At 63.4% G+C, this 13,599-nt stretch carries 13 protein-coding genes; 2 read left to right on the forward strand and 11 right to left on the reverse strand.

What is annotated here, in order from left to right; genetic code table 11:
• Positions 1–38: 38 nt before the first annotated feature.
• The 7 genes from LC531_RS16710 to LC531_RS16740 form a co-directional block, all read right to left on the reverse strand.
• Positions 39–467 carry a molybdenum cofactor biosynthesis protein MoaE gene (locus LC531_RS16710; RefSeq protein ID WP_223652271.1) on the reverse strand — a complete coding sequence of 143 codons (429 nt, stop codon included), beginning with the start codon at positions 465–467 and terminating at the stop codon, positions 39–41.
• A gap of 16 nt (positions 468–483) precedes the next feature.
• Positions 484–726 carry a MoaD/ThiS family protein gene (locus LC531_RS16715; RefSeq protein WP_223652273.1) on the reverse strand — a complete coding sequence of 81 codons (243 nt, stop codon included), beginning with the start codon at positions 724–726 and terminating at the stop codon, positions 484–486.
• Between the two features lie 156 nt (positions 727–882).
• Complete coding sequence (gene moaA / locus LC531_RS16720) at positions 883–1,905, reverse strand: GTP 3',8-cyclase MoaA (protein ID WP_223652275.1); 1,023 nt, start codon at positions 1,903–1,905, stop codon at positions 883–885.
• A 136-nt stretch (positions 1,906–2,041) separates the two neighbouring features.
• The gene (gene moeB, locus LC531_RS16725) at positions 2,042–3,130 is read right to left on the reverse strand and encodes a molybdopterin-synthase adenylyltransferase MoeB (RefSeq protein WP_223652277.1); all 1,089 of its coding nucleotides are present in this window, start codon (positions 3,128–3,130) and stop codon (positions 2,042–2,044) included.
• A gap of 105 nt (positions 3,131–3,235) precedes the next feature.
• Complete coding sequence (locus LC531_RS16730) at positions 3,236–5,917, reverse strand: TonB-dependent receptor (protein ID WP_223652286.1); 2,682 nt, start codon at positions 5,915–5,917, stop codon at positions 3,236–3,238.
• A gap of 147 nt (positions 5,918–6,064) precedes the next feature.
• On the reverse strand, positions 6,065–6,538 hold the full coding sequence (locus tag LC531_RS16735) for a molybdopterin-dependent oxidoreductase (protein WP_223652288.1): 474 nt from the start codon (positions 6,536–6,538) through the stop codon (positions 6,065–6,067).
• A 176-nt stretch (positions 6,539–6,714) separates the two neighbouring features.
• Positions 6,715–7,074 carry a winged helix-turn-helix domain-containing protein gene (locus LC531_RS16740; protein WP_223652290.1) on the reverse strand — a complete coding sequence of 120 codons (360 nt, stop codon included), beginning with the start codon at positions 7,072–7,074 and terminating at the stop codon, positions 6,715–6,717.
• 179 nt (positions 7,075–7,253) lie between these two features.
• Between LC531_RS16740 and LC531_RS16745 the strand changes: the two genes are divergently transcribed.
• Complete coding sequence (locus LC531_RS16745) at positions 7,254–8,186, forward strand: NAD(P)/FAD-dependent oxidoreductase (RefSeq protein WP_223652292.1); 933 nt, start codon at positions 7,254–7,256, stop codon at positions 8,184–8,186.
• Here LC531_RS16745 and LC531_RS16750 read toward each other — a convergent pair.
• Positions 8,166–8,558 (reverse strand): STAS/SEC14 domain-containing protein, encoded by a 393-nt coding sequence (locus LC531_RS16750; RefSeq protein WP_223652294.1) that lies wholly within the window; start codon positions 8,556–8,558, stop codon positions 8,166–8,168. The genes LC531_RS16745 and LC531_RS16750 overlap by 21 nt on opposite strands.
• Positions 8,559–8,678: 120 nt before the next feature.
• Here LC531_RS16750 and LC531_RS16755 point away from each other — a divergent pair, with 120 nt between their 5' ends.
• A complete protein-coding gene (locus tag LC531_RS16755; protein WP_223652296.1) occupies positions 8,679–9,977 on the forward strand; it encodes an MFS transporter in 1,299 nt (432 codons plus the stop codon).
• A gap of 80 nt (positions 9,978–10,057) precedes the next feature.
• Here the strand turns inward: LC531_RS16755 and LC531_RS16760 are convergent, their stop codons facing one another.
• The 3 genes from LC531_RS16760 to LC531_RS16770 all read right to left on the reverse strand — a co-directional run bounded on the left by LC531_RS16760 (position 10,058) and on the right by LC531_RS16770 (position 13,582).
• Entirely contained in the window at positions 10,058–11,266 is a 1,209-nt protein-coding gene (locus LC531_RS16760; RefSeq protein ID WP_223652298.1) for a PepSY-associated TM helix domain-containing protein, read from the reverse strand.
• 71 nt (positions 11,267–11,337) lie between these two features.
• A complete protein-coding gene (locus LC531_RS22930; protein ID WP_223652300.1) occupies positions 11,338–12,267 on the reverse strand; it encodes a helix-hairpin-helix domain-containing protein in 930 nt (309 codons plus the stop codon).
• Positions 12,268–12,433: 166 nt separating this feature from the next.
• Positions 12,434–13,582 (reverse strand): cysteine desulfurase family protein, encoded by a 1,149-nt coding sequence (locus tag LC531_RS16770; RefSeq protein ID WP_223652301.1) that lies wholly within the window; start codon positions 13,580–13,582, stop codon positions 12,434–12,436.
• Positions 13,583–13,599: the final 17 nt, after the last annotated feature.

Consider the following 13,599-nt stretch of genomic DNA (forward strand, 5'->3'; position numbering starts at 1 on the left):
AAGCATGGCCGTTCCTTTACCCACTTACTCACTTACCGCTATGGGTGCGCCGAGACCCAGACGGTGCCGTCTTCGTACTCCTCTTTTTTCCAGATGGGGACGACTTCCTTTAGCGTGTCGATGATGAACTGGCAGGCGGCGAATGAGTCGGCGCGGTGGGGCGTGGATACGGCCACGACTACGGCCACGTCGCCGATTTCGAGGGTACCGTGGCGGTGCGTCACGGCTACACGGCGCAGCATGGGCCACTGCGCCTGGGCCATTTCGGCCACGCGGGCGAGCTGGTGGAGCGCCATTGGGGGGTAGGCTTCGTAGTGCAGGCGCACCACGCGGCGGCCCTCACTGCGGTTGCGCACCGTGCCGATGAAGGCATTGACGGCCCCGGCTTCTGCCGACTCGGCAGCGTGCAGCACAGCCGCTACGTCGATGGCTTGGTCGGTGAGGGCGATGTGGTGGTTGGCGTTCATAGCAAAAAAATCAGCCCTACCCCCCGCTCACGGGCGGAATAAGCGCAATATCGTCGCGCTCGTGCAGCATCAGGTCTTCGGCGGCGTACTCGTTGTTTACAGCCACGGCCAGGCTGCGCAGGTCGGCCAACGGGGGATAGGTGGCGCGCAGTTCGGCCAGCAGCCCGGCAGCCGACTGCCCCGGCGGCACGGTCAACGACAAGGACGACTGCCCCACGATTTCGCGGGCAATGCCAAAGAGAGAAACAGTCAAGTTCATTTAAAATTTATTAGTCAAAACTTTACAAAAAGAACGTCATGCTGAGCTTGCCGAAGCATCTCTACCGCACTATTTAGGCCGTTCAATGAAGCGGCAGAGATGCTTCGGCAAGCTCAGCATGACGTTCTTTTTATTCTAATTGGACAAGAAATAAGCTCACCCGCCAATGGTGGCCATGCTCTCAAAATTGAGCTGATGCGTGGGGCGCTGGCGCTCGGCCTCGAAGCCATTGGCGGCGCGGTGGTAGAAGGCCTGGCTGAGGGCTTCGGCAATACCCTCATCAGTGGTGCCGCCGCGCAACAGGGCACGTAGGTCGAGGCCGCCTTGGTCGTAGAGGCAGGTTTTGAGGCCGCCTTCGGCAGTGAGGCGCAGGCGATTGCAGGTGCCGCAAAAGGTGCGCGAATACGCCGCAATGATGCCCACCCGGCCCCGGTGCCCGGCCACCGTGTACTCATCGGCGGTAGCCCCGGCGGCAGTATGGGCGGGTACGAGCGGCCCCAAGTGCGCCTCCAGGTGCTGCCGGATGCGGCGGTGGTGCCAGGGTAGCGACTCTGGCGTAGCTACGTGGCTACCGCCATTGAAGGGCATTTCCTCGATGAAGCGCACTTCTACGGGTAGGTCGCGGGTTAGCTCGGCCAGCGGCACCAGGTCCTGAATGTTGCGTTCGTTCATCACTACGGCATTGATTTTCACTTGGATACCGGCCTCGAGCAGCGCGTGAAAGGTGCGCAGCACGGCCGGCAGCTCGTCGCGCCGGGTTATCTCAAAAAACCGCTGGCGGTCCAGCGTATCGAGGCTGAGGTTCACGGCCTTCACGCCCAGTCGGGCCAGCGTGGGCACGTAGGGGGCGGTAAGCACACCGTTGGTAGTCAGGCTAATATCGTCGAGGCCGGGCAGGGCGGCCAGGCGCTCCATAAAGGGCACTAGGTCGCGGCGCACGAAGGGCTCGCCGCCGGTTAGGCGCACCTTGTGCACGCCCAAGCCAGTCATTATTTCGACCAGGCGCAGCATTTCTTCGTAGCTAAGCACTTCGCTCTTAGGTAAGTACTTTATCCCCTCTTCGGGCATACAGTAGAAGCAGCGCAGGTTGCAGCGGTCCGTTACGGCTAGGCGCAGGTATTCCAGCGGCCGGCCGTGGGCGTCGTGCAAGGTAGTGATGGGGGTAGCGAGCAAACTCATGCGGACCTTAAAGATAATCGACCAAGCCGGAACCTAGTGTACCCGTAACACCCGCCCGGTGTTTTCATTCCCTCTGCTTTTCTATACGCTGTATTCAATGAAATACAGCGTTTCGTGCATCCCAAGCTGGCCTCGGTTACCATTCCTCTAGGCCGCCGCTCAGCATTTGCACGTTTTTGTACCCTAGGCTTTGCAGCAGCGCCACAGCCTGGGCGCTGCGCACGCCGCTTTGGCAATACACCACCACCGGGCGGGTGCGCGGCACCTCGGCGGCACGGGCGGCCAGCTCGGGCAGGGGTAGTAGCACGGCCCCCGGCAGGTGGCGCCGCTGAAACTCCAGCGGCCCACGCACATCGAGCAGAAAGGGAAGTGTAGGCAAAGCTAACTGCTGCTGTAACCCACTGGCTCTGATGCTAATGGCGGCTACTTCGGGGGCGCAACTCGCGTCGAAGTAGTCGGCCGGGTCGGCCGTATCGAGGTTGATGGCGCTCCGCACTGGGTCGCGCTTGAAGCGCAGGGTGCGGCTCTGGAAGCTGAGCGTATCGAGCATCCAGAGGCGGCCGCTGAGCACGTCGCCCAGGCCCAGCACCACTTTCAAGGTTTCGGTAGCCTGCACCGTGCCGATGAGGCCGGGCAGCACGTTGAGCACGCCGGTGGTGTTGCAGTCGGGCGCTTCGGCCGCGCCGGGGGGGGTAGGGAAGAGGCAGCGGTACGTGGGTCCGCCTTCGTAATTAAACACCGATACTTGGCCCTCAAACTTGTAAATGGCCCCCGACACTAGCGGCCGGCCCAGGCTCACGCAGGCATCGTTGAGCAGGTAGCGGGTCGGGAAATTATCGGAGCCGTCCACTACCACATCGTAAGCGGCCACCAACTCGCGCACATTGGCCGGGCTCACGCGCAGTGAGTGCAACTCATACGTATTCAAGTTATTGAGGCGACGCAGGGCACGGGCGGCGGCCGCTACTTTGGGCTGGCCCACGTCTTCGGGGCCGTAGAGAATCTGGCGGGGCAGGTTGGTCAGCTCCACCTGGTCGGCATCGGCAAGGCCGAGGGTGCCTACCCCCGCCGCGGCCAGATACTGCAGGATGGGGCAGCCCAGGCCGCCCGCGCCCACCACTAGCACCCGCGCCTGGCGCAACCGCGCCTGCCCGGCCTCGCCGATTTCGGCCAGCTGCAGGTGGCGGCGGTAGCGCTGGCGCTCGGCCGGAGAGAAAGTAATCATAAAAAAATATAGCGCGGACTCTGTGAGTCCGCCCGTTGCTCGGGTAAACCGGCTGGTCGCTCATCGGTTTCGGGCGGCGCAACGCGCGGACTCGCAGCGTCCGCGCTATAGCCCGTAGCTCACCGTGAGATAATAGAGTCCGCCCACGCTGGGACCGCCCAAATATGTCACGTAGTACTTATTGAGCACGTTGCTGGCCCCCAGCTTCAGGCGCACCTGCGCCTCAGGTATGTAGTAGCTCAGCTGCGCGTCGAGGCTGCTGAAGGCCGGCACGCTGCCATTCACCAGAAAAGTCTGGGAATAGTAGCTGACCTGGTGCCGGAAATTCAGGCCAAAGCCGACGTTTTTATAAGCGTTTTCATTGGCAAAGCTCAGGTTATACATCCACTGGGGGGTGTTGAAGCCGTCTTCGAGACCGTCGCCGTTTTCGGTGCGGTCGAGGCGGGTGTAGGTGGCGTTGGCGCCGGCCAGGTAGCCACCGGCCAGGTTGTAGCGCAGGCCGGCCGAGCCCCCGTAGTTATACACCTGGCTCTGCGAGTTGGTCCAGAGGCGGTAGCGGGCCTGGCCCGTGGTGGTGCCGCCGGCCGGGATGGAGGTGGTATTCAGCGCGGTAGCTATGGTATTGAGGTCGGTGCCGGTGGCCAGCACCGCGCCGGAGGTAGTTTGGGGCACGTAGGCTTCTACCTGAGCAATGAAGTCGCGGTAGGAATTGTAATAGAAATCGACATCAACCAGCAGCCGGCCCTGCGGCCCTACCGCCGCTTTGTAGCCCATTTCGAGCGAGCGGATGTACTCGGGGCGCAGGTAGGTGTAGGGGTTTTTTACCAATAGGTTTTGGTTGGCGGCCACGGCCTGGGCCCGCGTTTGGGCGGGCGTGCCGTTGATGCCAGCCGTCACGGCCGCGTTGAAACGGTCGATGCTGCTGCGCAAATAGCTGTTCTCAAACACGCCGTTCGACATGACGCGCAGCCCGCCCACGCGCTTCACCTGGCCGCTGTTCACGTTGGAAAAACCTTCGAACAAGCTCGGAAACCGGTAGCCGCTCTGGTAGCTGAGGCGGAAGTTCTGGCGCTGGGTAGGCGAATAAACCGCCGTGAAGCGCGGGTTGAATTTCACGTTGAAGTAGTCGTTTTTATCCACCCGCAGCGTGGCCGTGAGGCGCAGCCGCTCTTGCAGCAGCCGCCCACCCGCCTGCACAAAGCCCCCGGTTTTGGAGTACAGCAGGTCGCTGGTGAGCGGGTCTTTGCCGGGGTTGGGGTTGATGAAGTAGTTGCCATCGGGCACCACGATGTAGGTGCGGTGGTCGGCACCAGCCAGCAGGTCGAGGTTGGCGGGTAGCGCCCTACCCCCCCGCCGCAGGGCCTCGGCCACGTTCACCTGCGCTTCGGCGTGGGCGAGGTTGGCCCGCACGCGCAGGGCGGCCCCCACATCCCAGTTGTTAATATCCTGGAGCTGACTCAGTCGCTGGTTGAAGGCCTCGGTACCCGGTTGCAGGCGGCCGGCGTCGGCGGCACCGCGGGCCGTGCGCAGGGCGTCGGCCACGCCCGCGCCACCTTTGGTGGCGGCGTTCCAGGCAGTGGTGTAGTCGCTATACCACTGGGTATCGGGCTTGTAGCTACGGTCGATGTTCTCGCCCATCGAGCGCAGGTTGTAGCTTTTACCGGTGTTTTCCTGGGTGAGGTAGGCGCGGGCCTGCACCACGGGCGACGTAAACGTGAGCGCGTGCTGCTGCAACAGGTAGTCTTGCAGCCGGAAGCGGTTCGAGCGCTGATACACGTTGTCGAAACTCGCCACGCGGTAGGTGTAGGCCAGCTCCGTGCCCGGCCGGAAGCGGTAGTGCAGCGCCACATCGGCCTTGAGCGTGCGCACGTTGTAGTCCACCAGGTCGCGCTCGTCGTAGCCGGTGCGGGCCACCGAGTAGCTTTTGCCGCCCAGCGTAATATTCTTGCGGTCCGACGACTCGTTGCCGTAGCGGCTCACCTGGTCCTGGGCCGGGTTGTCGGCCCCAAACAGGCCCACGGTCGCGTTGCCGGTGGGGTTGATGTCGGTCTGGTCGTTGGCTATCCAGTCGTAGGCGCGCAGGTAGGTGCCGTTGATTTTAAACGCCAGCTTATCCGGCACCAGCACTTTTGCGTAGCGCACGCTGGTTTCCGAATAAGTGTGCACCGGCGAACCGCCGTCGCCAAACGTCTTCACGTTGGGGTCGTTGAGGTGATTAACTCCCGTTTGCTGGCGCAGGCTCAGGCCCTGCGAGTTAAAAGGGTTTTTGGTGGTAAAATTGGCCAGGCCGTTGATGGCGTTCAGGCCGTAGAGCGCGGCGGCGGTGCCGGGCACCAGCTCCACGTTGCTGATATCGAGGTCGCTCGGCCCCAGCACGTTGCCAATGGGCCCGCCGATGTGCGGCGCCTGGTTGTCCACGCCATCCACGAGCTGCGCAAAGCGCACGTTGGTCGTATTAGTGAAGCCCCGCGCATTTATCACCTTAAAGCCGATGCTGGGCGTAATCACCTGCACGCCCTTCAGGTTCTCGATAGCGTCGAAAAACGATGGGGCCGGCGACAGCCGAATAGCGCGGGCGTTGAGCTTTTCCACCGTCACCGGCGACTGCAAAAAACTCTCCTCCACCCGCGAAGCCGACACCACCACCTCGTTCAGGTCGGTGCGCAGCGTATCGAGGGGGGTAGGGCGGCGGGGCAGCTTCGGGGTTTGGGCGGCCAGCGGCTGGGCCAGCGCCAGGGCCGACGCACACGCCACCGAGCCGCGCAATATGCGTAGCTTTTTCTTCATATAAGAATTTTATATAGTTTAACCAGAACGTCATGCTGAGCGAAGCGAAGCATCTCGCTCGCATCGTTGAACGATTGGAATTACTGCTGCGAGCGAGATGCTTCGCTTCGCTCAGCATGACGTTCTTTCCAATTTGAGATGTCTTGCTTATTGCACCTTCACCACCTTCAGGCCGGTGAGCTGACGCACCCAGCGGGCGGGCTTTTTCTCCAGGGGCACGATGAGCTGGTAGGGCCCGTCGTGGGGGGGTAGGGGCTGGCCGTCGCGGCTGCTGGCCAGCAGAATGGTCTGGGGCGAGAAATCGGCGTCGATTTCGGGTAGCGCGAACACGGCCTGGTAGCCATCGGCGGCGGTGGCGAGCACGGCCTCGGCCAGCACCGGGCCGTGGATGGCCTTGCCGGCCGGCGCGCCGGCCAGGTATAGCACATCGGCCAGGGCTACGCCGCGGTACACGTGCTTTTTGCCGTCCTTGTCGGTGGTGGTCTGCTCGCGGGGGGGTAGGGCGGCCAGGTCGGCGGCCGTGAGGGTGCGGGGCGTCGTCACCAGCCCATCGAGGCGTAGCGTAGCGGGCGTAGTGCCCGGCTGCGTCAAGGCCGGTGCTTGGGCGTAAACCCTTGGCATAGTGAGACCAGCGAGAGTCAGGGCCAAGCCAAGCGCAAATCGCGGCCGGCTATTGGCAAAAGAAAGTAGCATGTTCGAAATAACAAGGTGCGCTATGTTCGGGCAAATATAACGCTGGGTTTAGCAGAATGCTTATCTGCTTTTCATCCTGTTTTTTTATAAGTACAATCGCACTGTTACTGATACAGTCGAGCTGTCTCATCAGCCAGGAACTGCGCAAAGCGCGCCTGCATGGCCCGAAACTCGGCTACGGCCGCCGCGCCGGCCTCGGTAAGGGTGGCCCCGCCGCCGTGCGCGCCGCCCGCGTGCGCGCCCACCAGCGGTTGCCGGGCCTGGGTATTCATGGAACTCACTAGGTCCCAGGCTTTTTTGTACGACATGCCCATTGCCTTAGCTGCCTGCGAGATGGAGCCGGTGGCCTGAATGTGCTCCAATAATTCGAGCCGGCCGATGCCCAGGAAGCGGTCGGCGGGGCCTTCTACCCAGAGGCGGCCGTTGGCGCGAAAGGCTTGGTTTTCAGCAAAAAGCTCGTGCATGGCAAACAGGAAAGCCAGCGCTACTTAGTTGGGCGCTGCTTCTCAAAAATAAGGGTCCCGCCAGAAAAGGCAGCTTCGTTAGGCGCAAATGGGTAAGCTCAACCTTAACTTTTGCGCCGCCAGTTGCTTTAACTACGCAATGTTCGGGCTAGCCAGGCCTTCTTTATTATAGGTAATCTATGGACCATGATGTCCTCATAATCGGGGCGGGCAGCGCCGGCCTCAGCGCGGCCCTGACCCTGGGGCGCTGCCGCCGCCGCGTGCTGCTGGCCGATGGTGGCGCGCCGCGCAACGCGCCCTCGGGCGGCGTGCATGGCTTTTTGACCCGCGACGGCGTGCGCCCCGCCGAGCTGCTGCGGCTGGGCCACGCGCAGCTGGCCCCTTACCCCACCGTTAGTGTTCAGGAACTAAAAATCACGGGGTTAGACAAGATAGCCGACGGCTTTCGGGCGGCGGGCACTACCAGCCAGGGCCACGCCTGGGTGGGCACGGCCCGCCGGGTGCTGCTGGCCACGGGCGTCGAGGACCTGCTGCCGCCCCTACCCGGCTTTCGCGAGCTGTGGGGCACGGGCGTGCTGCATTGCCCCTACTGCCACGGCTATGAGGTGCGCGACCAGCCGCTGGCCGTGTACGGCCGCGGCAAAGCGGCCGTGGGCCTGGCCCTGCTGCTTACCAATTGGAGCCAAGATATTGTGGTGGTGACCGATGGCCCCGGCCACCTCACCGCCTACGGCCGGCAGCGCCTGCGCCAGCACCGCATCGGCCTGCATGAGGAGCCGGTGGCGGGCCTGGTGGGCGGCGCGGCCACGGGGTTGCGCTGCATCGAGTTTACCGATGGCACTTATCTGGAGCGCAAAGCCCTGTTTCTGCACCCGCCGCAGGAGCAACGCAGCCCGTTGGCCGCCAGCTTGGGGGCGCGCCTGAATGGCAAGGGCGCGGTATGGGTTGATAAAAACTCGCAAACCAGCGTGCCGGGTCTCTACGCGGCCGGCGACACCACGCCCGGCCAGCAACAGGCTTTGATTGCCGCTGCCGAAGGTAATAAGGCCGCCATTTGCCTGAACGAGGCGCTGACGAAGGAGCAGGTAAGCTTACCCTACACTGCGGCTTAGCCAGGCGTGGGCGGTGGCTTCGTCGGTGAAGGTGGCGATTTCGCAGTCAGTATCGGTGGCCGAGACGATGGCCGTCACGGTTTGCTGGGCGCGTAGCGGCGAGATGAGAAAGGCTAGGCGCACGGCTTCGGGGTAGCGGCCGCGCAAGGCGGGCGCAAACACGCTGCTGAACCAGGTGTTGACAACGGGCTCGGTGAGGTCCTCGCGGCGGCGTAGGTCGAGCAGCCAGCGGCCGCAGGCGACGGTATCGGCGGCGGCCAGCACGGCTTCGTAGCCGGCGCGCAGTTCGGCGGGGGTCACTTCGCGCTGCCACCGGGCAATGAGGGCGGGCAGGTCGGGGCGGTGCAGCAAATCCAGGCCAAAGGAAGTCATGAGCGCGATAAGCTCGACAAAAGCGGGCTTGCACGCAAGATAAGCCACTTTTCCTTACCCCTCAAGCCTACCTTTGCCCGCCTTGGCGGTTCCTGTTTTTTCCGCGTCATTTTATTGCCCATGCCTGCTAGCGTACCTCCCGCTGCCAAACACGACCCCTACGCCGCCCTGCGCGTGCCCGATTTCCGGCGCTACGTCACGGCCCGCGCGCTGTTTTCCATTGCCACCCAAATTCAGGGGGTAGTGGTGAGCTGGCAGATTTTCAAGCTCACCAACGACCCGCTGGCCCTGGGCCTCATCGGGCTGGCCGAGGCTATTCCGAGCATCACCGTCTCGCTCTACGCCGGGCACGTAGCCGACTCGGTGCGCCGCAAGCGCATTGTGGTGCCGGCTGTAGTAGTGCTGGTGCTGTGCGCCATCACGCTGTGGTGGCTGGCGCACCCCTTGCAGCAGGCGCTGCTGCTGAGCGGCCGCCTGCACGTGGAGGCCGTGAACGCCACCATTGTGTGGCCGCTCTATTTGGTTATTTTCGTGAGCGGCATCGCGCGGGGCTTTATGGGGCCGGCGCTATTTTCCTTCATGCCGCAGCTGCTGCCCGAGCGCGGCCTGCTGCCCAATGCCATTACCTGGAGCTCTACCACCTGGCAGGCGTCGGCGGTGGTGGGGCCGGCCATCGGCGGCCTGCTGCTGCACCGCAGCATCGAGTTTGCCTACGGGGTCGATATGGTGATGGAGGCGCTGGCGCTGGGCTTTTTCATCAGCATCGCGGGGCGCGCGCTACCCCCCATCGTGGGCCAGCGCTTGAAACTGAGCGAGAGCATTTTAAGTGGGGTAAAATTCATTTTCAGCAACCAGCTCGTGCTGGCCGCGCTGTCGCTGGATATGTTCGCCGTGCTCTTTGGCGGGGCGGTGGCGCTGCTGCCCTTCTTTGCCGGCAACATCCTGCACGGCGGCCCCGATGCCTTCGGCTACCTGCGCGCCGCGCCGGCCGTGGGCTCGGTTATGATGGCCGTGTGGCTCACGTTTTCGCCCCTCAAAAAGGGCGCGGGGCGCAAGCTACTGTGGGCCGTAGCGGGCTTCGGCCTGGCCACCATCGCCTTCGCGCTGTCCAAAAACCTCTATCTCTCGCTGTTTTTGCTGTTCCTAACGGGCGTGTTCGACTCCGTGTCCGTCATCGTGCGCTCCACGCTGGTGCACACCTACACGCCCGAATACATGAAGGGTAGGGTGTCGGCGGTGAATAATATCTTCATCGGCTCCAGCAACGAAATTGGCAGCTTCGAGAGCGGGGCCACCGCCAAGCTCATGGGCACCGTGCCGAGCGTAGTTTTTGGCGGCATCATGACGCTGGTCGTGGTCGCCTTCACCGCCTGGCGCGCCGACCAGCTCCGCAACCTGGAAGCCGGCGCGGAGAAGTAGGGTGCGGGGCTTGCCCCCGCCCGGCATTCGCACCATCACAACGATTCCGTTCAATGCTGGGCAGAGGCAAGCCCCGCACCCTACGCCACCGCCACCCGGCCCGGCTTGCGCTGAGGCTTTTTACGGGTGCGGCGCAGCCATAACAACACGCCCGTGACCGGAAACGTGAGGCTGGCCAGCGTGACCATCAGCGCCAGCGCCTTGGTCCAGACACCCCCAATTTCGCCGGTGTGCAGCAGCTTAGCCAGCCGGCGCAATTGCGCGCCGGCCGCCTGGCGGCTGTATAGATGCTGACCCAATACCGCGCCCGTAGCGCGGTTCACAAACAGCGTATCGAGGCTATTGTGGCGCAGCGGCAGCAAGCTGGGCGCGCTCACGGCCATTGCCACAGTTGAGTCTTTGGGCACGCTCACGCGCCAGAATTCAGCCGTGCGGTAGGTAGCTTGACCGGCGCGCAGGGCCGCGTCGTAGGCCACGGTGCGGCCCGGCGCGCCGGCCGCCGAGCGGGGGGTAGGGAGCCCAATAGTCGGCCGCGAATTGGTGAGCCAAAACAGACTTTCCGTCGCCCAGCGGTACGACATAATGACGCCCGTAAGCGCCAGCCCGAATAAGAACAGGGAGCAGTAAAAACCCATCACCACGTGCAAATCGTGGGTAATGCGCTTACCGCTACCCCCCCACTTCACGCGCAGGCGGCCCGTGAGCAGAGCCCGCGTTCTGGGCCACCACAGCACCAGGCCCGTCGCCGTAATAACGAGCATAAACAGGACCGAGAGGCCCGTAAGGGCTTTGCCCACTTCGCCAGCCAGCAGGCGGCGGTGCAGGTCTTCAGCCACCTTGAAGACGGGTAGCTGCTTTTCCGTTTGCAAGGTCATTAGCTGGCCGGTGTAGGGGTTGAGGTAGGCCGTGCTGCCACGCTCGGGGCGGCCTTTGCCGCGCTCGCCCCGGCCCGGCTGCGGCTCCCTACCCCCTCTCTCGCCGCGAGGCAGACCAGCGGGGCGGGCCTTACCCTCGCGATAACTTAGCTCCACGGTGCGCGCCGGGTCAGCATATACCTGAAAGCCAAGTACCTTGGCTTTGGGATGGGCCTGCTGAAACTGGCTGGCCAGCTCGGCTAGCGGCAACCGATTCCAACCGGCCGGCACCTCCACCTGGTAGCGTTCAGCGTACAGCGCGTGGGTAATTTCTTCTTCAAAAACCAGCACCGTGCCCGTCAGGCATTGCACGAAAAAAACCAGCCCCGCCGCCAAGGCCAGGTATAAATGAATGCGACGGAAAAAAACCTTCATGGCGCTAAGAATGAATTTCACGCAATTTAGAAAGATTTTAAATAACGAAGGCCGTTTCAATCGACCAGCGCCTATTCGCAGCGGATGTAGGGTCGTAATTTAACGAAGTCGGCTTCCTTCAAAATCTTGATTTGCCGCAGGTCGTCGGGCGTTTTGAAGGGTCCGTGCTGCTGGCGAAACGCCACGATGAGCCGCGCCAGCGGCTTGCCTACCAAGGGCTGCGGCCACAGCTCATCAAACGTGGCGGAGTTGACGAGCACCGGCCGGGGCGCAAAACCGGGTGCCACGAACGTGTATTTGCGCAGGCTGTCCACGAGGTCGGGCGCGTCGCGCAGCATAAAAAAATCGGCCAATTGGCCTTCGCCCACGTAGCCACCTAGCTGGGCGCGGTATTTCACCAGCCCTTTAGCCCGGCCCCGGCCGATGCCCTTTATCTGCATCAGCTGGGTGGTATCGGCCAGGTTGAGGTCGAAGGGCTGCACGTGGGCCGGCTTACGGGCTACTTTCTCAAAGTCCCTACCCCCCTCGCCGGCCCCGAAGCGGCCGCCCGCCGCGTAGCCCGCGCCGCCGCGCGCCGGCAGCGCCTCGGGCAGCTGCATGAACGGCGCGAGCCGCTGGTACACCGAGTCGGGCAGGCCGTAGATGCGCTGCACCTGGCTTTTGGCCCGGAAACCACCCGCCTTTTGCCCGTAGTTGACAATGCGGCCGGCCACGAAGTGCGGCACGCCGCGCGCCTCCCAGCCTACGGCCGTGAGGGCGTTGGGGTCGAACGGGGCTAGGTGCACCTGCGGCACGGCGGGGTAGCGGCTGCCGCCGCTGGGGCCGCCGCGGCGGTTGGGGTAGCGCGCGGCGTAGGCGCGGGCGCTGGCCGCGCGCCCCGAGTCGAGGCGGGCCACCAGGTCCAGGCTCCAGGCATCGAGCTGGCGCTGGTCGGCGGCGGGCAGGTAGGCGGGGTCGGTGGGGCGCAGCAGGGGGGGTAGGACGGCGGCCGCTAACGCCACTAGCAGGAGTAGTACAAAGCCCCGCGTTTCAGCCCTCGAAAACCCGAAATAACGCCGCAGCCAGCGCCAAAAAGGGGAGCGTTTAATGGTGAGCGGAAAATGAAGTAGAAAGAAGTAGCCGCAATACTACTCCAGTCTTTACTAATTTTCTTGTTTTAATTTTTACTTACCGCAACGCGCTGGCCGGCTGGTAAAGCTTGGCGAGCTGGTCGGCGGCGTAGTCTACCTCGTCGGCCGTGGTGAGACGGCTCAAGGAAAGGCGCACGGTGGGCCGGTCGGGGTCGGCCCCGAGGGCCTCCAACACGTGCGAGCCGAGCTGCGCGCCGCTGGTGCAGGCTGAGCCACCCGAAGCCGCTACCTTATTGATATCCAGGCTAAAAAGCAACATCTCGCTGATGCTGGAGGGGGGTAGACTCACGCTGAGCACGGTGTAGAGGCTCTGGTCGGCCTCAGCCGAGAGGCCATTGAAGCGCACGTCGTCGATGCTAGCCATGAGGCGGCCAATGAGGCGGTCCTTGAGGCCCTGCACGTGCTGGCGATGAGCGGCCATATCATGGTAGGCGATTTCCAGCGCTTTGGCCAGGCCCACGATGCCGTACACGTTCTCGGTGCCCGAGCGCACACCGCGTTCCTGCGCGCCGCCGTGCAGGAGCGAATCCACTGCTACGCCGCCGCGTCGGTACAAAAACCCTACCCCCTTGGGCCCGTGAAACTTATGCGCCGAGCCCACCAGAAAGTGGTTTTGCAGTTGCTGCACGTCGTGGGGGTAGTGGCCCATCGTCTGCACCGTATCGGTGTGAAAAACGGCATCGTACCGGGCGCAGATTTCGCCGATAGTCTTGATATCGTTGAGGTTACCCAGTTCGTTGTTGCCGTGCATCAAGCTCACGAACGTGCGCGGCTGCGTGGCCAACAGGTCTTCCAGGTGCGCCAGGTCGAGGCGGCCCTGAGCGTCGTGGCGCAGGTAGCTCAGCTTGGTTTCGCCGCTTTTAGCCAGCACTTGCAGCGGGTGCAGCACGGCGTGGTGCTCCAAGGGCGAGGTGATGGCGTGCGCCAATCTCAGTGAGCGCACGCTACCGAAGATGGCATAATTGTCCGCCTCCGTACCGCCCGAGGTAAACGTGATTTCACTTGGCGCAGCATTAATAAGCTGCGCCACCGACTTGCGCGCCTGTTCGATGCCCGCTCGCACCTGCCGGCCCGGCCCGTGCAGCGAGCTGGGGTTGCCGTAGTGCTGCGCCAGGTAAGGCAGCATGGCATCCAGTACGGCAGGGTCGAGGGGGGTAGTGGCGGCGTTATCGAGGTAGGCGTACATAAATATAGCGTAAGCTT

This window comes from Hymenobacter psoromatis (assembly GCF_020012125.1).
Taxonomy (GTDB): Bacteria; Bacteroidota; Bacteroidia; order Cytophagales; family Hymenobacteraceae; genus Hymenobacter; species Hymenobacter psoromatis.